This window comes from Microbulbifer thermotolerans (genome assembly GCF_900112305.1).
Lineage (GTDB): Bacteria > Pseudomonadota > Gammaproteobacteria > Pseudomonadales > Cellvibrionaceae > Microbulbifer > Microbulbifer thermotolerans.
The window spans coordinates 281,077-300,375 of record NZ_FOKT01000003.1 but is presented as its reverse complement, the minus strand read 5'-3'; the positions used below and the strand labels follow the sequence as shown (position 1 = coordinate 300,375).

The window sequence follows — 19,299 nt, the reverse complement described above, 5'->3', positions numbered from 1 at the left end:
GTAATTTCACACTGTGATGGCGGGGATGTCCCTCGATGCGTTCATCCGCCTCGCATAGACTTATCCCCCCACAGATAACAAAAGGGAATAGCGATGGCCGAGGAGCTGATCTTCTATACCAACCCCCAATCCCGCGGCCGCATAGTGCGCTGGATGCTCGAAGAAGTGGGAGTTCCCTACGAGACAAAAGTACTGGAGTACGGCACTACCATGAAGTCGCCCGAGTACCTGTCCATAAACCCCATGGGCAAGGTGCCAGCCATAGTGCATGGAGGTCGTGTGGTGACCGAGTGTGCGGCAATCTGTGCTTATCTGGCGGATGTCCTCCCAGAGGCCGGGCTTTTGCCGCAGACGTTGGACGAAAAGGCAAATTATTACCGCTGGCTCTTTTTTGCCGCAGGCCCTCTGGAATCAGTTCTAAATAACAGGGCTGTTTTCAAGGAGGAGCCGGAGGTGGAAAAACAAAGGATGCTGGGTTATGGCAATTTCCGGGATACGCTGAATGCCCTGTCCGTCGCCGTAAAGGCCAACCCCTATATTGCCGGTGACCGTTTTACCGCGGCCGATGTCTATGTGGGTTCCCATATTGGCTGGGGCCTGCAATTTGGCACCATGGAAAGCCGGGAAGAATTTATCCGCTATTTCGACCGCCTTCGGGAGCGCCCGGCCTTTACGCGGGCAATGTCCTTGGACGACGTCCAGGCAAAGGAAATCAGCGAGGGCTGATTCGCAATACTTGCAACGAAAAGGCCGGCAGGAGAGCCCTGCCGGCCTTTTCGTTGACAGAAGGGGAGTCAGTGCACCCAGTGGTGCCGCTCCCTTTTTTCTTGTATCGCTTCCACCGTTGCAGTGGGCATGGCACTGATCGGCAGACGCTCGTGGAAAAAGGCCAGGCGCGTTTCGCCGCCGAGCTCGTTCATGGTCTCCGCTTCGAAGACGCGGCCGTTGATCACTGTATAAGTGATGTTTTCCGACTGGCGCAGGTTTTCCAGCGGGTTACCGTCCACCACAATCAGGTCCGCCAGCTTGCCCGCCTCGATGCTGCCGATGTCTTTGTCCATCCCCAGATAGCGAGCGCCATCAATGGTACCGGCGCGGAACGCTTCCCAGGGAGTGAAGCCGCCCTGCTCCATCATCCACAGCTCCCAATGGGCGCCGAGGCCCTCCCGCTGGCCGTGGGCGCCGATATGTATCGTGACCCCTCGATCGCGCAGTTGCTTGGCCTGGTGCGCTACGTTGAAGTGGTTGTAGTGAGAATCCGGCGCCGTGGGGCGGCGGATGGATCGCGGATTGACGATAAAGTCCGGGGTGAAGCGGGTCAGGCGCTGGTTTTTCCACACCTCAGTACGATCGTACCAGTACTCCTCCCCCCAAAGTCCGCCGTAGGCGACCACGAAAGTGGGGGTATAGCCGACTTTAGTCTGGCTCCACAGCTGTTCCACGTCTGAGTAAACATGGGCGATTGGCAGCGAGTGCTCCAAGCCAGTGTGGCCGTCCACCACCATATTCATATTGTGCTGGTACTTGCCGCCGCCTTCGGGCACCACCATGATCCCCAGCTCGCGGGCAGCCTGTAGCACCTGCTGACGTTGATCCCTTCTGGGTTGGTTGTAGCTTTTCACCGAAATGGCCCCCATTTCTTTCAGACGCCCCACGTGGAAACGGGCATCCTCTAGAGAATGGATCTTGGCTTTGTAGCCAGGGCCCTTGGCACCGTAGAGGATGGTGCCGGTGGAGAAAATACGCGGACCGGTAATGATGCCGGCCTTCTGCATCTCTGCGGCGGAGAAGATCTCGCTGCTGTCATTGGATGGGTCGTGGATGGTGGTGACACCAAAGGCCAAACTGGAAAAGAGGTTCCAGTTCTGTTGCGGGATGATTTCTTCGCGGCCCTGGGCGCCGTGAGCGTGGACATCAATCAGGCCCGGCAGCACGGTTTTACCGCTGACATCAATGCGTTTGGCATCCGCTGGAATCTCCACATGATCCACCGGACCGACGGCTAAAATGCGGTTGCCGCGGAAGAGCACTGTGCCTTGTTCAATCACCTCCTGGCTATTTTCCGCGTCGCGCATCGTGACCACTCTGCCCCCGGTGAGGGCAACCAGTTTCCCGGGATTGTGGAATTTGTGTTTAAAGCTGAGATCAATCCCCTCGGCCACGGGCTCTGGCAGTTGATCGGCGGCACCGGCGACAAACGAGAAGGCATCCTTTAACTGGCGCTCATAGAGATTAGGGCCGTGGGCCCAGCCCAGAGTCTCGCTGTCGGCAGACCAGTGCAGGTTCTCGCCCGCGCGTGTGGAAACCTGAGTGACCGCCACAGCCTTGGTGTCCGGGCCTATGGCCTCGGGTTTGCCAGTGGGCATAAAGGGCGCCACATAGGCTTTGAAATCCTGAGTAAAGGCTATCCACCGATTGTCCGGCGACAAACGGAAAGAGGTAATCTCGGCACCGTACAGGTGTTCGCGCTCATCTTTGCCGTCTGTGTTAACACTCTTCAAAACCCGCTTGTTGTTGCCGTAATCGGAAAAATAGATGCGGTCAGATCTGGCGCCAAAATGGGGGGCGTAGCCCGACTTGGCGATGCGGCGCTGCCACTTGCCACCGGCATCGGCCAGATAAATGCCGGGCTCCAGGGCGTATTCCGGACTTAGCAGATAGCCGCCGGTAAAGCGCCGGAAGGCGACGGTTTTGCCGCTGGGTGAAAAGGCGGGTTCCACGTACAGACCGGGCTCCGTGGTAATGTTCTTGCCGCGACCACTGCTGGCGGAGACCACGCGCACGTGGCCCAACTTCTCGTCGTGCCAGGTGACATAGGCGATCTTTTTTCCGTCCCGGGACCAGCTGGGGTAAAACTCAAAATGGTCGTCTTGGCGCGTAAGGCGGCGGCGCTCACCGCTGGCCACGTCCTGGATATAGATTTTACCCAGGGCCTGGAAGGCGATTTGCTTGCCGTCCGGGGATTTCTGCGCCCAGCGGATCATTTTTACGCTGAACTCTTCCGGCGCCACTTCCACAGGGAAACGGACCGCTTCCGCCACTTGCTTGTCGACACGGATTTGGGCGGTGATCTTATCGACGCCACTGCCATCGGCGGCGATACGGAGGAATTTTCCTCCAGTCCATACAATCAGGGACTTCCCGTCGGGCATCCAGTCGTACTGCACATAGTTGCCGTGAGAGCCAAAGATCTCTTGTAAATCGCGCTCCAGGCCAGCGTAAACGGGTGTTTCCAGACCGGTTTCCAGATCTTTCAGGAACAGAGAGGTCTTGTCATCCTGGCGGCGGATAAAGGCCAGCTTTTTCCCATCCGGGGACGGTACCGGCGCTACCGCGCCGCCGGGGCCGGAAACAAAGGTTTCCTCTTTGCCATCTTGCAGGTCGTAGCGGTTGATGGCGAAGATTTCCCGCGTGGAGTTCTTGTTGTACTCCCACACGGTGCCCGGGGTGGTATCTATCGAGTAGTAGACATAGCGACCATCCGGAGAAAAGGCTGGATCGGCGATATTCTTCTGTGCAATTTCACCGCCAATGCGCTCCTTCAGCTGGCGTCCCTCGCCGCCGCCGTAGTGGTACATCCAGATCTCACCAGCGGGAATACTGCGCCCGGACATAAAGCCTTTGCGCGCCACTAAGTATTGGCCGTCTGGACTCCAGTTGGGAGAGTGCACCAGGTTTTCTTTTTCGTGGGTGAGTTGGCGCAGGTTTTTGCCGTCTCGGTCCATCAGCCAAATGTTATCGGCACCATCGCGGTCACTGATAAAAACAATGAACTTGCCGTCGGGGCTGAAGCGTGGCTGCATATTCCAGGCGATTTCATTGGTCAGTGCCCTCGCCTCGCCGCCGGAGATTGGCATCGTGTAGATATCGCCAAGCATGTCGAAAAGGATGGTTTTGCCGTCCGGGCTGATATCCAGATTGCTCCAGGTGGTTTCAGTGGTCTCAATATGAACGGGGTGGTATTCACTGGGGGGCTGGTTGACGTCCCAGGCCTGTACAGGCTCTTTGTCGGTTTGATTGCCTGTTTCCGCGCCGGCCATGGCGCCGAGCGGCAGGGCCAGCGCCAGGGCTGACAGCGCCAACAGCTTACGGCGCCCATTGCTCTGCTGGATTGTGGTCATACGAGATTTCCTCCCGCCGGCCTCGTGAGCTGGCGGTTATCCGGTTTGTTATTGGTCGAATTTAAATGCAACGGATTAATTTGCGGGCATTACGTTACCGGCGCGGGTTGCTCCCGGCAATCACATTGCGCCCAATGACCCAATTTCATGACGAACCGAGGTGCCCTTGAGTTACCCCCCTTGAATGGCCACAATGCCCGCAATTTATCCACTTCAACGAGCTTTAGGTTTTCCATGACTGTCGACGTTGTCATCCTCGCCGCCGGAAAAGGCACCCGTATGCGTTCAGACCTGCCCAAGGTACTGCACCCTATAGGCGGTGTACCCATGCTGGGCCGGGTGATAGACACGGCCAAGCAGCTCGGAGAAGTAGAGATTACCGTCGTTGTCGGTCATGGTGCCGAGCTGGTGCGTGAGCGATTCGCTGACAGCGGTGTAAAGTTCGTGGAACAGAAGGAGCAGCTGGGCACGGGTCATGCGGTAGCCCAGGCGATACCCAACTTTCGCAAGGGGTCGACAGTGCTTGTGCTCTACGGAGACGTACCGCTGGTTAAAGTCGGCACATTGCAGTCGCTGTTGTCTGCGTCCGACAAAGGCCCGGCGTTGCTGTCGGTGGAAATGGCCAATCCGGCTGGCTACGGGCGCATTGTCCGCGACGATACCGGCCGCGTGCTGGCGATTATTGAGGAGAAGGACGCCGACGCGGACACGCTGGCTATCCGCGAAGTGAACACTGGCATACTGGCTGCGCCCTCGGATCTTCTGGCGCGTTGGCTTCCGGAGCTGTCTAACGACAACGCCCAGGGCGAGTACTATCTGACCGACGTGATCGCCCGCTCAGTCGGCGAGAATATCCCGGTCACCGGCGTGCGAGCGAGTGACTCGATCGAAGTGGCCGGCGTCAACAGCCGCGCCCAGCAGGCCCAGCTGGAGCGCGCCCTACAGCACAGTCGCGCCCTGGCGCTGATGAACGCTGGTGTCACCCTGCTGGACCCGGCGCGCATCGACGTACGCGGCAGCCTTGAGTGCGATACCGATGTATCCATCGACATCAACTGTATTTTTGAGGGGCAGGTGGTTCTGGGCAAAGGGGTGCAGATAGGCCCTAACTGCCTGCTCAAGAACTGCCGTCTGGCGGATGGCACTTGTGTTGAAGCCAACTCCGTGATCGAGGACGCCGAGGTGGGTCAAGCCTGCACTATTGGCCCCTTTGCGCGTTTGCGCCCCGGCACTCAGCTGGCGGATGGCGCCAAGGTGGGTAACTTCGTAGAAACCAAAAAGGCGAAAATTGGCCGAGGCAGCAAGGTAAACCACCTGTCTTATATTGGTGATGCCATTGTTGGCGACCAAGTAAACATTGGTGCCGGCACCATTACCTGCAATTACGATGGCGTAAACAAGTTCACGACTGAAATCGGTGACGGTGCCTTTATTGGCTCCAACACCGCGCTAGTGGCCCCGGTTTCCGTGGGTGTCGGTGCCACTGTTGGTGCCGGTTCCACCATCACGAGTGAAGTGGGCGCTGACGAACTGGCGGTGGCCCGCGGCAGGCAGCGCAATATCACCGGTTGGAAGCGTCCATCCAAGAAATCATAGGGAACCTCTGATTAATTCGCGTGAACACTGTGGTGGGTTCCGGGGCGCTCAGGCAATAGGATGGATATTTCGAAAATGCACAAGTACTTCCCTGTAGCTCCGACGGATACATCCCTGTATCCGACGGTTTCGAAATATCCATCCTATCACCTGAGCTTCTCATCCGCCCGTGAAGTATCTCTGTTACCAGGAAACGAATTAATCAGAGGTTCCTTAGGGAGTCACTGAATAACCCGCAAGGACACTGTAGCGGGTTTCGAGGCGCTCAATAACATCCCCTGCGCCTTCCGCGCGATCAATTACACTTCTTGCATCGGAAAGAGGGAATTGACCGATGCACAAACCTAGAATGCACCTGCTCGCCTCCTTCGATATTGCCCGCTTGCAGTATCTCGACGAGCAGGGCCGCGCCACCCAGGAGTTACCGGATTTCGCCACGCCGGACACCCTGTTGGCCCTCTACCGGCAGATGGTCCTGGCGCGGTTGGTGGACGATCGCGCGGTCAAACTGCAGCGCACCGGGCAGCTCGGTACCTATCCGTCCAGCCTCGGACAGGAAGCCATTGGTGTCGGCACTGGCGGTGCCCTGGCAAAAGACGACGTCTACTGCCCCTATTACCGCGAGACCGGCGCCCTGCTCGAGCGCGGCGTCGAAATAAAAGAAATCCTGGCAATCTGGGGCGGCGACGAACGGGGCCAGAATTTCCGCCACGCGCCTTGTGATCTGCCACTTGCCATTCCCATCGCTACTCAGTTCCTGCACGCCGCCGGTGTCGCTTTTGCCCTCAAGTACCAACAGAAACAACTGCATAAGCCACCGCGGGTGGCTGTGGCCAGTGGTGGCGACGGCGCCACCTCCCGCGGGGACTTCTTTGAGGCCATCAACCTGGCGGGTGTGTGGCGGCTGCCGCTGGTGGTGGTGATCAACAACAACCAGTGGGCCATCTCGGTACCCCGCAGCGCCCAGACAGCCGCCAAAACCATCGCCCAGAAGGCCATAGCCGTAGGTATTCCCGGACTGCAAGTGGACGGCAACGACGTAATCGCCGTGCGCGCGGCGGTCGCCGATGCCGTGGCGCGGGCCCGCAGCGGCGAGGGCCCCACCCTGATCGAAGCCACCTGCTACCGCCTGTGCGATCACACCACCGCCGACGACGCCGGCCGCTACCAGCCCCGGGAGGAGGTTGAAGCCGCCTGGCGCAGAGAGCCTGTCGCCCGCCTGGGGAAATACCTGCGCAGCGAAGGGCTCTGGAGCGACGAGCAGGAGGAGGAATTGCGAAGGGAACTGGCGGAAGTAATGGAGCGGGCACTGCGCGCCTTCGCCGACACCCCCAGGGACAAGCCCACCGCTATCTTCGACCACCTCTATGCGGAGCTGCCGGAGGCTTTTCTGGAGCAGTATGAGCAGCTCGGCCGCTTGGCGGAAGGGAGAGATTGATGGCGCAGATCACTTTGGTGGAAGCGGTTACCCAGGCTCTGGCTTACGAAATGCACCGGGACCCCCGGGTGGTGGTGTTCGGTGAGGATGTGGGCGCAAACGGCGGTGTCTTCCGCGCCACCGACGGCCTGCAGAAGACCTTCGGGCCTGACCGTGTACTCGATACACCCCTGGCGGAAAATATGATTGCCGGCATCGCTGTGGGCATGGCCGCCCAAGGGCTGAGACCGGTGGGGGAATTCCAGTTTATGGGCTTTATCTATCCCGGTCTGGATCAGATCCTCAGCCACGCCGCCCGCTTCCGCAACCGCACCCGCGGCCGCCTCTCCTGCCCCGTCGTCTACCGCGCTCCCTACGGCGGCGGCATCCACGCGCCGGAACATCACTCCGAGAGCTTCGAAGCCCTATTCGCCCATATCCCGGGGCTGCGGGTGGTGGTGCCCTCCTCCCCCGCCCGCGCCTACGGATTGCTGTTGGCCGCCATCCGCGATCCGGACCCGGTGATCTTTCTGGAGCCGAAGAGAATCTACCGCGCGGCAACCCAGGAAGTGCCGGACGACGGCGAGGCCCTGCCCCTGGACCGCTGCTTTGTGTTGCGGGAGGGCTCGGATATTACCCTGATCTCCTGGGGCGCCTCGTTGAAGGAAACCCTGCAGGCGGCGGAGCAGCTCGCCGGCGAGGGTGTGGAGGCCGAGGTGTTGGACCCGGCTACCCTTAAACCACTGGATATCCACAGCATTATCGATTCCCTGGAGAAGACGCGCCGCTGCGTGGTGGTCCACGAGGCACCGCGCAGCGGCGGCCTGGGTGCCGAGATAGTCGCGCAGATCAATGAATACGCCTTCGACCTGCTCGAGGCCCCGGTGCAGAGGGTCACCGGCTACGACACAGTGATGCCCTACTACCAGCTGGAACATGTTTACCTCCCGGATGTGGAAGGGATTCTGGCCGGTGTCCGCGCCGCCCTGGACTATCGGGATGGAGGGGGCCAATGAAGCTGTTCAAACTGCCGGACCTGGGAGAGGGACTGCCGGATGCGGTAATCCGCCAGTGGCATGTGGCCGAGGGGGACCGCGTTGCCGCCGATGAAACCCTGGTCACTGTCGAGACCGCCAAGGCCTTGGTGGACGTGCCCTCCCCCTGGAGCGGCACCTTGGAAAAACGCTTTGCCGCTGAGGGAGACACAGTACAGGTCGGCCAGCCCCTAGTCGGTTTTGCGGAAGCTGAGACAGCGGAAGAGCCGGACTCTGATAGTGGCACGGTGGTGGGCAAGATCGACCAGAGCGGCCAGGTTCTGGCCAGGGAGCAACCCCCTGCGCACGCCCCCCGCCGCCTCGCCACCCCTTCGGTGCGCGCCCTGGCCCGGCGGCTGGGCGTGGATTTGTCGCAAATGCGCCCCGCCGGCGAGCGGTTTACCGCTGAAGAAGTGCGGGCCGCGGCGGCGCTTGGGTCGCCCGCGGAAAACCGTGAGAAATCCCCCGCTGCCACCATGTCCCCGGCCCGCCGCGCCATGGCCTTGGCCATGAGCCGCGCCCGCGATGCAGTGATGCCCGTGACCCTGTGCGACCAGGTGGATGTGTCCTCCTGGTGGGGCGGCGAGCCACCCACCCTGCGCCTGATCCGCGCAATGCAGAGGGCCTGCGAGGCGGAGCCCAGTCTGAACGCCCTGTATGAAGACGGGGTGCTAAAACCTGCGGCGACAATCAATATCGGTCTTGCGGTGGACTCCCCCCGGGGGCTCTTTGTACCGGTCCTCAAAAATGTGGCATCCCGCCTCGATAGCGAGCTTCTGCAACAGGTAGAAGATTTTAAGGTGCAGGCCCGCGACCAGGGCATCGTCCAGCGGGACCTCCAGGGCGCCACCATACTGTTGTCTAACTTCGGTGGCATGGCCGGCCGCTACGCTACGCCGGTGGTGATGCCGCCGTTGGTGGCGATCGTCGGTGCCGGGCGCGTCTTTGAGGGGGTGGTGGCGGAGGACCACAAACCTGTGGTGCGCCCCCTGCTGCCCCTGTCCATCAGCGCCGATCACCGCGCTGTCACCGGCGGTGAGCTGGCGCGCTTCCTCAAAATCCTGATGCAGGCGCTTTCATCCAGCGGCTCGAACTAGAGCGCCCTGCCATCTCGCCACTGCCTCTGTTGTCTGGGAATTTAACTTTCGTTTTGCTATCGTTTAGTTTCTAAACGAAACTTAGCGAAAGATGTCCAAACGCAATACTCAGCAACGTCGCCATCAGATTTTGGCACTGGTTAACGAAACCGGAGAAGTTAGCGTAGAGCAGTTGGCGCGCCATTTTGGCACCTCGGAAGTTACGATTCGAAAGGATCTGACTGCGATGGAAAATCACGGCCTGCTGCTGCGCCGCCACGGCGGCGCCATCCCTGTGCCACGGGAGCTGGTGGCTGAGGATGCACCCTCCGAGGTCAAGCGCGCCATAGGCCGCGCGGCGGCAGCGCTGATCCCCGACCACCACCGCATCGTAATCGACTACGGGCGCACCACCGCGGCCATGATTCCGGAACTGGAGGCCAAGCGCGGCCTGGTGGTGATGACCAACTCCCTGCACGTGGCCAACGCCCTGCGCGAGCTGGAAAACGAGCCCACCCTGCTGATGACCGGCGGCACCTGGGACCCCCATTTCGAGGCATTCCAAGGACAAGTGGCCGAGCGGGTGCTGCGCAGTTACGACTTCGACCAGGCCTTTATCGGTGCCGACGGTATCGATCTGGAGCGCGGCACCTGCACTTTCAACGAACAGACGGGCCTCTCCCGCGTGATGGCGGAAGTGGCGCGGGAGGTGGTGATTCTGGCGGAATCCAGCAAGGTTGGCCGCCGTATCCCCAACCTGGAACTGCCCTGGGATCAGATCGACACATTGGTGACCGACAGCGGCCTGGAGAGCCCAGCCCGGACACGGCTGGAGCAGCTGGGGGTGAGAGTCATCTGCGCCAAAGTGAGTGGTCACTATTAATGCAAGCGGCGCGCTAAACAGACTGGCGCTATATTTTTCAAAGAATTACCGAGGTGAATGCGATGTGTGGAATTGTCGGCGCGCTGGCCCAGCGCAACGTGAGTGAAATTCTGCTAGAGGGACTGCGGCGTCTGGAATACCGCGGTTACGATTCCGCGGGCGTCTGCCTGCTGGACAGTGACCGGCAGCTGCGGTTGTGCAAAAGCCAGGGCAAAGTCGCCGATCTGGAATCCCGGTTTGCCGAAGTGCCCGCCAGTGGGCGCCTCGGTATCGCCCACACCCGCTGGGCTACCCACGGCGCGCCGTCGGACGTCAATTCCCATCCGCATGTCTCCGAGCATGTCGCTCTGGTGCACAACGGCATTATCGAAAACTATCAGGCCCTGCGCGTACAGCTGCAAGCACAGGGCTACCAATTCGCCTCCGATACGGATACCGAAGTGGTGGTGCACCTGATTCACTCCCTGGTGGCCGGGGGCCGGAGTCTGCTGGATGCGGTGACCGAAGCCACCAGACAACTCGAGGGCGCCTATGCGCTGGGGGTGATCTGTGCCGATGAGCCGGAAGTGCTGGTCTGCGCCCGCTCCGGTAGTCCGCTGGTGGTAGGCGTCGGCATTGAAGAGAACTTTATCGCCTCCGATCCCATGGCCCTGCGTCAGGTCACCGACCGCTTTATCTTTCTCGAAGAGGGGGATGTGGCGGAAATTACCCTCGACGGTATCAGTGTGCGTGACCGGCAGGGAGAGGAAGTGAGCCGCCCGGTACACAAAATGAACGGTGGTCACGACGCCGCCGACAAAGGGCGCTATCGCCACTATATGCAGAAGGAGATCTTCGAGCAGCCGCAAGTGGTGGTCGCCACCATGGCCGGGCGCCTGGGGGAAAAATCAGTACTGTCCGAGGCGCTGGGCGCCCGCGCCCACGAAATACTGCCCGAGGTAAAACAGGTACAGATCGTCGCCTGCGGCACCAGCTACCACGCGGGTCTGGTGGCGCGCTATTGGCTGGAAGACTGGGCCGGCATCCCCTGCTCCGTCGAAGTGGCGAGCGAAATCCGTTACCGCAAAACCGCCGTGCGCCCGGGTACTCTCTTCGTGACCATCTCCCAGTCCGGCGAGACCGCCGACACCCTGGCGGCCCTGCGCCAGGCCAAGGAACTGGGCTACCTGGCCTCTCTGGCCATCTGCAATGTGCCCAACAGCTCCCTGGTGCGCGAATCCGAGCTGTCCCTGATGACCGAGGCGGGTCCGGAAATCGGTGTCGCCTCCACCAAAGCCTTTACCACCCAGCTGGTGGCGCTGCAGCTCTTCTGCATCGCTCTGGCCAAGGTCAACGGCCTGAGTGCAGAGCGGGAAGCGGAACTGGTCACCGCCCTGCACCAGCTGCCACAGCTGATGGAACAGTTCACCGGCCTGAATAAACTGGTACAGGACACCAGCGAAGCTTTTGCCGAAAAACACCACGCTCTTTTCCTGGGCCGCGGCGTCGAATATCCCATCGCGCTCGAAGGGGCGCTGAAGCTGAAAGAGATCTCCTATATCCACGCCGAGGCCTACCCGGCCGGTGAACTGAAACACGGCCCACTGGCTCTGGTGGACGCGGATATGCCTGTTGTCGCTGTAGCGCCGGACGACGAACTGCTGGAAAAACTGAAATCCAACCTGCAGGAAGTGCGCGCCCGCGGCGGCCAACTGTTCGTCTTCGCCAGCCCCAAAGCTGGCTTCACCAGCGAGCCGGGCGTCACTGTTGTGGAAGTCCCCGACGCACCGGAAAGCCTGCACCCCATCCTCTACACAGTGCCGCTGCAACTGCTCAGCTACCATGTGGCGCTGCTCAAGGGCACGGATGTGGATCAGCCGCGCAACCTGGCCAAGTCGGTAACCGTGGAATAACCCGTTACGCCCCTCTCCTGGTTACGGGAGAGGGGCAGGACGCCCGCCTTCAATTTTCTAATCCATAGTGATCTTGCGGAGCTTCTGATTGATTTGGTTGAGAGGTGCTCAGAGCCGGCCTCAAAGTATTTTTACTGTCACGAAGCGCCTGATTCAGAGACTCCCTCGCAATGTTCAATTTGTCTCATGGCAGCGTGGAGGACAGTGAACACCGATAAGCGATTCACGGATAGTGCCGCTACTTCCTGATTAAATGTGCACTGGTTCTCGGATCTTGAGCACGCCTGAGAGACAATTAGCCTTTAGCATTTGAATCTCAAAGAACGGCGAGCGTACTAATGTTTGTCGGTAGCCAAGATACTTGACCTGCTTGGCATCCGTCACCATCTAGGGAACCTCAGCGTTAGCGTGTTGAGGCCTGTTAAAGATTTAGCACCTTTGACCAGTTCAGTGACGTGGGGTTTGAGTTGCTGTTCGAGGTCTTTGCTGTCCTCTGTTCTGCTCATGACACCCTCCAACACCGAGTTCGGAGCATAAGCAGTTACACAACTTGATATACAGTCTCGAACTCTTCTTTAACGTTTCAAGCCAAGAAAAACTGGAGCTATTGCTCAAATCTTTTAAGACGTGATCTGACCTCTAACCCGGTTAGTTCGCGATTATTTAAACTCTAAGTAACGGAGTATTTGATGCAATCTAATATCTATACTGCTTCCATACATGGATATTTTCCTCGCTTCATGTGTGCATTAGCGTTTTGCTTGACTGCGCTAACAGCGCAAGCGTCCACGCTGAAAGATGCCGCCATCGAATCTTATATAGCTAGCGCGAAAGAAGTTTATACCGTTCTCGGTTTTTTTGAGGAAGAGCCAGAAGACGAGGACGTTATTGACAATAGTGCTGACGATGATAATTGGCCTGTGAATATGGAGAGTGAATTTAATGGATCCGCTTCAGCTTTAGTGAAGGAAATGCGCAAGCATCCTCCAACTTTTCAAAAGGTAGAGGCTATAGTTAAACGGCACGGTTTCAATGACCTTGAGGAATGGGCAGATATTGGAGACCGTGTTGATTTGGCCTACTGGGCCATTTCCCTGGAGGGCCAATCGTTTGGTATTGATCCAGCGGCAATGGAGAGCTACATGAAATCTTTAGGTGAAATAGGAGGGATGCCTGCTGCCAATATGGAGAGTCTGCGTGGAATTATGGAAAGCTCTTTGAAAATGAACGAAGCTATTCGCAATGTTCCCAAGGAAGATATTGAAGCGGTGCGCCCGTATGTGGATCAAATAAAAAATATTACTGGGGGTGGTGTAAACGCGCCCTGAACTTCATCTAACTGATTGTCAGGGTTTACCGTACAAGGATACAGGCGAACTCTGGCCGTCCAGCAGTTGCATTTACTGCTGGACGATTATGATATTGCCTGTGCGGCAATACTGGAAATCCTAACGCATATTTTCCCCGGCAGCGCACCTCTACAGCAAAAGGCAGCAGGCAATCACAGCGGTGCTTTCCAGTGCCTGGCAATTCCAGTAGTCCATATCTATTACGCTTTCATTGCAGTTGCAGAAATTTCTGGAGTTGGTGGGGGGGCGTGCTGCGCATTTGGTTTGAGGGCATGGCAGACACCGCAGTCCGGTGCGCTGAAGAACAGCATGACCGCGGGGTGTGTGCGGATGATGCGGTGGATTTCGGAAAGGTCCGGCATGGTGTCATGGTACTACAGCCAGCTGGCGGGCATGCCAGCCGCGGTGACCGGCCGCGGCGGCGCTGTGCCTTTCCTTACTACTGCAGGTGCCGCGCATGAAACCGCAGCTGCTGCTCAATAAAGCTGGCAATGAAATAGTAGCTGTGGTCATAGCCCGGATGGCGGTTGAGCTGCAGGGGGTAGCCGCTGGCTTCGGCGGCGGCTTCCAGGGCCTGGGGGTTGAGCTGTTCGTGTAAAAACTCGTCCGCTTCGCCGATATCGACCCGTGCTGGCACTTTGGCGGTCGCGCTGCGCATCAGCAGGCTGGCGTCGTAGTCTTTCCACTTGCTCGTGTCTTCTCCCAGATAGGCGCTGAAGGCTTTTTGTCCCCAGGGGCAGTCCACCGGATTGGCGATGGGGCTGAAGGCGGAAACCGAGGTGTAGCGTTCCGGGTTGCGCAGGGCCAGTACCAGGGCGCCGTGGCCGCCCATGGAGTGGCCGGCGATAGCGCGTTTGTCACTGACCGGGAAGCTGGCTTCGATCAGCTGCGGCAGCTCCTGCAGCACATAGTCGTACATGTGGTAGTGGCGGTTCCAGGGGGCCTGGGTGGCGTTGACGTAGAAGCCGGCGCCCTGGCCCAGGTCGTAGCCTTCGTCGTCAGCCACCGCCTCGCCCCTGGGGCTGGTATCCGGGGCCACGATGGCGATGCCCAGTTCGGCGGCGATGCGGTGGGCACCGGCTTTCTGCATAAAGTTTTCGTCGGTGCAGGTTAGCCCGGATAGCCAATAGAGCACGGGCACCTTTTCGCCCTGTGTGGTTTGCGGCGGCAGGTAGATGGCGAAACGCATGGGGCAGTTGAGCGTCTCGGCGTGGTGTCTGTACTGCTTGTGCCAGCCGTCGAAGCTTTTGTGGCTGCTCAGGTTCTCTATGGACATGGTGTCTCCGGTAAGCGGTGCCCCCGCTGCGTCGCAAGGCAGCGGGGGCGGTGCGGTTACTTGTCGAAGTGGATCACGGAGCGGATGCTTTCGCCCTTGTGCATCAGCTCGAAGGCGTCATTGATCTGCTCCAGGCCCATGGTGTGGGTGATGAAGTCGTCCAGCTTGAACTCGCCTTTCATGTAGCGCTCCACATAGCCGGGCAGCTCCGAGCGACCCTTGACGCCGCCGAAGGCGGAGCCTTTCCACACGCGGCCAGTGACCAGCTGGAAGGGACGGGTAGAGATTTCCTGTCCGGCACCGGCGACACCGATAATCACCGATTCACCCCAGCCCTTGTGGCAGCACTCCAGCGCCGAGCGCATAACATGGACGTTGCCGATACATTCAAAGGAGTAGTCCACACCGCCGTCGGTCATCTCGATAATGACTTCCTGGATGGGCTTGTCGTAATCGTTCGGGTTGACGCAGTCGGTGGCGCCGAGTTTGCGCGCCAGCTCGAATTTGCGCTCGTTGATATCGATGGCAATGATGCGTCCGGCCTTGGCCATGGTGGCGCCGATAATCGCCGACAGGCCGATGCCGCCCAGGCCGAAGATGGCCACGGTGGCGCCCTCCTCCACTTTGGCGGTATTCATCACCGCGCCCATGCCGGTGGTAACGCCACAGCCCAGCAGGCAGATTTCTTCCAGCGGTGCTTCCGGGTTCACCTTGGCCAGAGAGATTTCCGGCAACACTGTGTATTCAGAGAAGGTGGAGCAACCCATGTAGTGATAGATGGGTTTGCCGTCTTTGAAGAAGCGGGTGGTGCCATCGGGCATCAGGCCCTTGCCCTGGGTCTCGCGGATCTTCTGGCACAGGTTGGTCTTGCCGGATTTGCAGAACTTGCACTCGCCACACTCGGGGGTGTACAGGGGAATCACGTGGTCGCCCACCGCAACGCTGGTGACGCCCTCGCCCACCGCCTCGACAATACCGCCGCCCTCGTGCCCCAAAATTGCCGGGAAGACACCCTCGGGATCATCTCCGGAAAGGGTGAAGGCATCCGTGTGGCAGACACCGGATGCGACCACGCGCACCAGCACCTCGCCGGCTTTCGGTGGCATCACGTCCACTTCTTCAATCGACAGCGGCTGTCCGGGTCCCCAGGCCACGGCGGCGCGAGATTTGATCATCTGAGTCATTGTTCATTCCTCGGCTGAAAGAAGTTGGCGGCACTGGCCGCGGGAATCGGGAGTGAGTATAGGTTGATACGAAGGTGAGATAATCTGGGGCCATATAAAATGACTTTTTCAGTTTGGTAATAATTGCGGTTTGTTGCAGTGTGATCGCGCGGAGGTTCTGTGTTGAGTTGGGAAGGTGTCAGTGAGTTTGTCGCCGTGGTTGAACAGGGAGGCTTTACCGCCGCGGCGAAGCGGCTGGGCATTTCCACGGCTCAGGTCAGCCGCCAGGTCAGTGCCTTGGAGGCGCGGCTGGCGACCAAGTTGCTGTATAGAACCACGCGCCGGGTTACGGTCACCGATTTGGGACAAGTGTACTACCGCATGTGCCGCCAGGCGCTGGATGGACTGCAAGAGGCGGAGCTGGCGGTCACCAGCCAGCAGCAGGTGCCCAGGGGCAAACTGCGCATGACCGCGCCAGTGGCCTTCGGCGAGAAAACCCTGGCGCCACTGATCAACGACTTCACCATTCAGTATCCGGAGCTGGAGGTGGAGCTCTTTTTGACCAATCAGAAGCTGGACCTGGTGGCAGAGGGTTACGATCTTGCGATCCGTCTGGGGCAGTTGAAGGATTCCACGTTGATGGCTCGGCGCCTCGCCTCCCGGACCTTGTATGTATGTGGAGCGCGCAGCTATCTCGCCACTTACGGGGAGCCGCACAGCCTGTCGGAGCTGGAACGGCACAACTGCCTGCGCGGGACACTGGATTACTGGCGTTTTGAGGAAGATGGCCGCGCTCGGGATATCCGTGTCGCGGGCAGTCTCCATTGCAACAGCGGCTGGGTACTGCTGGATGCGGCGCTCAAAGGGATAGGGCTGGTGCAGTTGCCGGACTTCTATGTGCTGCGCTATCTGCAATCCGGTGATCTGATTCCCGTATTGGAGCGGTTCCGCCGTTCCGACGAGGGGGTTTGGGCTGTCTACCCGCAAAACCGCCATCTTTCGCCAAAAGTCAGATTGCTACTGGATTATTTCGTTGAGGCACTGTCTGTGCAGGATTCCGCTCCATCGGTCTGATTTTGTGGTGCGAATGCAAAGAAACAACGATGTCGGCGCCTTCTTGTGCTCAAAAGTCGAGCAGCGTGCTATAACGAGCTCTCGCCGCCAGCGAAGATGAGAGGAAAGACCCATGACCACCGCGGAAACCGCCACCACCAACGATGCGGTAATGAATGGTGACGTCAGTGTGATCTTCGGCGAGCCGTCGCAGCCCCCGGAGCAGGTGCGCGAGGAGCGCAAGAGAAAGCTCACCGCCGCTTTTCGCCTGTTCGGCAAGTTTGGATTCGACGAGGGGGTCGCCGGCCATATCACAGTGCGCGACCCGGAGCTGGAGGACCACTTCTGGGTCAACCCTATGGGGGTTTCCTTCAAGCTGCTGAAAATGTCGCAGCTGCTGCTGGTCAACCACAGGGGCGAAGTCGTCGAGGGAGACGGCTATCTGAACGGCGCCGCCTTTACCATCCACTCCCATATCCACCGCATGCGCCCGGATGTGGTGGCCGCGGCCCACGCCCACTCTCTTTACGGCAAGGCCTGGTCGTCCCTGGGGCGCCTGTTGGACCCGATCACCCAGGATTCCTGTGCTTTCTTCGGTGATCACGGCCTGCTGGACACCTTTTCCGGCGTGGTACTGGAAATGGGGGAAGGCGAAGCGCTGGCGCGCGCGCTGGGCAACAAGAAAGCGCTGATACTGCAGAACCATGGACTGCTGACTGTGGGTAAGTCGGTGGATGAGGCGGCCTGGTGGTATATCACCATGGAGCGGAGCTGTCAGGCACAGCTGTTGGCGGAGGCCGCCGGCGATCCGATCCTGATAGAACCGGAGGTAGCGATACGCACCCGCGCGGTGGTGGGCACGGAGCTGGCGGGGCTTTTCAGCTTTCAGCCGCTATATGATGTGATCTGCGCCGAACAGCCGGATATGTTCGAATAAGCCTCCATGGGTCTGTGCGCCCGGTGACGCTGTTTCAGTTGTTCGGCGGTATTAGGCGCACCATCAGATCCTCCAGTAGCCGCCCCAGGCTGGGATACCAGTGCGAGGTGCGGGTGGCACTGCGCTTGAATTCTTCCAACTTCGCTGCGTCCAGCCACTGGCCGTGCTTCACCACCGCCCAGGGTGTCTGCAGATGGGCAATATCCTCCAGGGGGCTGCGGCTGGTCACCACCAGATCCGCGTATTTGCCCGCATCGATGCTGCCATAGTCTTGTGTCAGTCCCATCGCCTGTGCCGGGTTCCAGGTCGCCGCGGCCAGGATGCGTGCCGGTGACAGGCCGGCGCGCTGCATCAGCTGCATCTCCTCGTGGGTGGACAGACCGGCGCTCATATACATGGTGCCGGCATCCGACCCCACCAGCAGCCGGATGCCGGCCCGGTCCAGTTCGGCGGTGATCCGCAGCAAAAAGTCCCGTTCCTTCAGGTTCCAGTCCGCCTCTTCGCGGCTGGCCTCCAGCCAGCGCTGCGCGCCGAAGACGTGGTTCAGAACGCAATAAAAGGGGTTCAGGCGGTCGATGGGCTGTGTGGACAGATAGCCCTGTTTTTTGTCACTCAGCTCGGTCAAGTGATTGAAGGTGGCCAGGGTCGGAGTGATATAGGGGTTTATGTCCTTGAGCTCGCGGATGACATCGGGCAGCGCCTCGGCGTCGAAGCGATATTGCAGTGGTCCCTGGAAGAGATCTTCCACATGCTCCAGAGACTGCAATCCCCGCAGTGCGGCGATGGGCAGGCGGGGACCGGCATGGGGGGCGTGTTTGGCCACCGGCATACCCAGCTGGCGGGCCTCGTCCAGCGCCGCCAGCAGAACGTCGTCGTCCAGGTAACCATAAAGCTTGACCAAGTCATACCCTTTGTCTCGGTAGTGGCGCACCAGAGCGCGCGCCTGTTCGGGGCGGGTGACCACCTCCTGCAGGGCGTGGGCGTAGTCCGGGCCATCCAGCGCGGGAGACGAAGTGTAGAGGGTGGCACCTAGCCACTGCCGCTCATTAATTTCCCGCCGCCAGCGCAGGTGCATGGGCAGTCCGCGCAGGTTTCGCACGCTGGTCACCCCGTAGGCCAGGTTCAGTACCAGCTCCTTGCGATCGTAGATGTGCACGTGCATATCGGTGAGGCCCGGCGATACATAGCGGCCTTCACCATCGATACGCACGGCGCCGCTTGGCGCCGGAGTGCCCGCCGGGCGCACGGCGTGAATGCGTGTACCGGAGATCAACAGCTGCTGGTCGCGGATCAGGGTACCGTGCCTGACGTCGACCAAGTGTACATTGTCCAGTGCGTACACCTGCAGGTGCGGCATTGGGGGCAGATCCTGTGGTTTGTCCAGCCAGGCGGCCGGTATCGCGGCCAGTAACAGTACGGCAAGCAATAGCAGTGCCGCCAGGGGCCAAAGCAGTATGCGGATAGCGAGGCGTTTCGGTGTCATTGCGGTGCGCTCCGTTGGA

At 59.7% G+C, this 19,299-nt stretch carries 15 protein-coding genes; 11 read left to right on the top strand and 4 right to left on the bottom strand.

What is annotated here, in order from left to right:
* Positions 1-93: 93 nt before the first annotated feature.
* Positions 94-726: a glutathione S-transferase family protein gene (locus BM155_RS06345; RefSeq protein ID WP_067157059.1), complete on the top strand. Its 633-nt coding sequence runs from the start codon at positions 94-96 to the stop codon at positions 724-726.
* 68 nt (positions 727-794) lie between these two features.
* Here the strand turns inward: BM155_RS06345 and BM155_RS06340 are convergent, their stop codons facing one another.
* Positions 795-4,121, bottom strand: a complete 3,327-nt coding sequence (locus tag BM155_RS06340) for an amidohydrolase family protein (RefSeq protein WP_074901784.1) — start codon at positions 4,119-4,121, stop codon at positions 795-797.
* 234 nt (positions 4,122-4,355) lie between these two features.
* On the opposite strand from BM155_RS06340, the gene glmU reads away from it, so the two are divergent.
* The 8 genes from glmU to BM155_RS16985 all read left to right on the top strand — a co-directional run bounded on the left by glmU (position 4,356) and on the right by BM155_RS16985 (position 13,851).
* The gene (gene glmU / locus BM155_RS06335) at positions 4,356-5,717 is read left to right on the top strand and encodes a bifunctional UDP-N-acetylglucosamine diphosphorylase/glucosamine-1-phosphate N-acetyltransferase GlmU (RefSeq protein WP_074901781.1); all 1,362 of its coding nucleotides are present in this window, start codon (positions 4,356-4,358) and stop codon (positions 5,715-5,717) included.
* Between the two features lie 334 nt (positions 5,718-6,051).
* Positions 6,052-7,155 carry a pyruvate dehydrogenase (acetyl-transferring) E1 component subunit alpha gene (gene pdhA, locus BM155_RS06330; RefSeq protein ID WP_175487763.1) on the top strand — a complete coding sequence of 368 codons (1,104 nt, stop codon included), beginning with the start codon at positions 6,052-6,054 and terminating at the stop codon, positions 7,153-7,155.
* On the top strand, positions 7,155-8,150 hold the full coding sequence (locus tag BM155_RS06325) for an alpha-ketoacid dehydrogenase subunit beta (RefSeq protein ID WP_067157048.1): 996 nt from the start codon (positions 7,155-7,157) through the stop codon (positions 8,148-8,150). Before pdhA ends, BM155_RS06325 begins: the two co-directional genes overlap by 1 nt.
* Positions 8,147-9,265 carry a dihydrolipoamide acetyltransferase family protein gene (locus BM155_RS06320; RefSeq protein WP_074901778.1) on the top strand — a complete coding sequence of 373 codons (1,119 nt, stop codon included), beginning with the start codon at positions 8,147-8,149 and terminating at the stop codon, positions 9,263-9,265. The genes BM155_RS06325 and BM155_RS06320 overlap by 4 nt, the downstream gene beginning before the upstream one ends.
* A gap of 91 nt (positions 9,266-9,356) precedes the next feature.
* Positions 9,357-10,127 (top strand): DeoR/GlpR family DNA-binding transcription regulator, encoded by a 771-nt coding sequence (locus tag BM155_RS06315; protein WP_067157042.1) that lies wholly within the window; start codon positions 9,357-9,359, stop codon positions 10,125-10,127.
* Between the two features lie 62 nt (positions 10,128-10,189).
* Positions 10,190-12,019, top strand: coding sequence for a glutamine--fructose-6-phosphate transaminase (isomerizing) (gene glmS, locus BM155_RS06310; protein WP_074901776.1), 1,830 nt, complete (start codon positions 10,190-10,192; stop codon positions 12,017-12,019).
* Between the two features lie 689 nt (positions 12,020-12,708).
* Positions 12,709-13,347: a hypothetical protein gene (locus BM155_RS06305; RefSeq protein ID WP_074901773.1), complete on the top strand. Its 639-nt coding sequence runs from the start codon at positions 12,709-12,711 to the stop codon at positions 13,345-13,347.
* Between the two features lie 66 nt (positions 13,348-13,413).
* On the top strand, positions 13,414-13,851 hold the full coding sequence (locus tag BM155_RS16985; protein ID WP_139223163.1) for a hypothetical protein: 438 nt from the start codon (positions 13,414-13,416) through the stop codon (positions 13,849-13,851).
* On the opposite strand, the gene fghA is transcribed toward BM155_RS16985, so the two are convergent.
* Both fghA and BM155_RS06295 read right to left on the bottom strand, forming a co-directional pair.
* Positions 13,808-14,644: an S-formylglutathione hydrolase gene (fghA, locus tag BM155_RS06300; RefSeq protein ID WP_074901770.1), complete on the bottom strand. Its 837-nt coding sequence runs from the start codon at positions 14,642-14,644 to the stop codon at positions 13,808-13,810. The two genes, BM155_RS16985 and fghA, sit on opposite strands and share 44 nt — an antisense overlap.
* 56 nt (positions 14,645-14,700) lie before the next feature.
* Positions 14,701-15,828: an S-(hydroxymethyl)glutathione dehydrogenase/class III alcohol dehydrogenase gene (locus BM155_RS06295; protein ID WP_074901767.1), complete on the bottom strand. Its 1,128-nt coding sequence runs from the start codon at positions 15,826-15,828 to the stop codon at positions 14,701-14,703.
* 159 nt (positions 15,829-15,987) lie between these two features.
* Here BM155_RS06295 and BM155_RS06290 point away from each other — a divergent pair, with 159 nt between their 5' ends.
* Positions 15,988-16,881 carry a LysR family transcriptional regulator gene (locus tag BM155_RS06290; protein WP_074901764.1) on the top strand — a complete coding sequence of 298 codons (894 nt, stop codon included), beginning with the start codon at positions 15,988-15,990 and terminating at the stop codon, positions 16,879-16,881.
* Between the two features lie 112 nt (positions 16,882-16,993).
* Positions 16,994-17,797 carry a class II aldolase/adducin family protein gene (locus BM155_RS06285; RefSeq protein WP_407939258.1) on the top strand — a complete coding sequence of 268 codons (804 nt, stop codon included), beginning with the start codon at positions 16,994-16,996 and terminating at the stop codon, positions 17,795-17,797.
* 34 nt (positions 17,798-17,831) lie between these two features.
* Here BM155_RS06285 and BM155_RS06280 read toward each other — a convergent pair whose 3' ends face one another.
* Positions 17,832-19,280 (bottom strand): amidohydrolase family protein, encoded by a 1,449-nt coding sequence (locus tag BM155_RS06280; protein ID WP_067157009.1) that lies wholly within the window; start codon positions 19,278-19,280, stop codon positions 17,832-17,834.
* Positions 19,281-19,299: the final 19 nt, after the last annotated feature.

Excerpts from the sequence above, each read along its gene's own strand:
- BM155_RS06345 (WP_067157059.1), top strand. The coding sequence starts at position 94 with ATGGCCGAGGAGCTGATCTTCTATACCAACCCCCAATCCCGCGGCCGC.
- BM155_RS06340 (WP_074901784.1), bottom strand. The coding sequence starts at position 4,121 with ATGACCACAATCCAGCAGAGCAATGGGCGCCGTAAGCTGTTGGCGCTG.
- glmU (WP_074901781.1), top strand. The coding sequence starts at position 4,356 with ATGACTGTCGACGTTGTCATCCTCGCCGCCGGAAAAGGCACCCGTATG.
- pdhA (WP_175487763.1), top strand. The coding sequence starts at position 6,052 with ATGCACAAACCTAGAATGCACCTGCTCGCCTCCTTCGATATTGCCCGC.
- BM155_RS06325 (WP_067157048.1), top strand. The coding sequence starts at position 7,155 with ATGGCGCAGATCACTTTGGTGGAAGCGGTTACCCAGGCTCTGGCTTAC.
- BM155_RS06320 (WP_074901778.1), top strand. The coding sequence starts at position 8,147 with ATGAAGCTGTTCAAACTGCCGGACCTGGGAGAGGGACTGCCGGATGCG.
- BM155_RS06315 (WP_067157042.1), top strand. The coding sequence starts at position 9,357 with ATGTCCAAACGCAATACTCAGCAACGTCGCCATCAGATTTTGGCACTG.
- glmS (WP_074901776.1), top strand. The coding sequence starts at position 10,190 with ATGTGTGGAATTGTCGGCGCGCTGGCCCAGCGCAACGTGAGTGAAATT.
- BM155_RS06305 (WP_074901773.1), top strand. The coding sequence starts at position 12,709 with ATGCAATCTAATATCTATACTGCTTCCATACATGGATATTTTCCTCGC.
- fghA (WP_074901770.1), bottom strand. The coding sequence starts at position 14,644 with ATGTCCATAGAGAACCTGAGCAGCCACAAAAGCTTCGACGGCTGGCAC.
- BM155_RS06295 (WP_074901767.1), bottom strand. The coding sequence starts at position 15,828 with ATGACTCAGATGATCAAATCTCGCGCCGCCGTGGCCTGGGGACCCGGA.
- BM155_RS06285 (WP_407939258.1), top strand. The coding sequence starts at position 16,994 with ATGACCACCGCGGAAACCGCCACCACCAACGATGCGGTAATGAATGGT.
- BM155_RS06280 (WP_067157009.1), bottom strand. The coding sequence starts at position 19,280 with ATGACACCGAAACGCCTCGCTATCCGCATACTGCTTTGGCCCCTGGCG.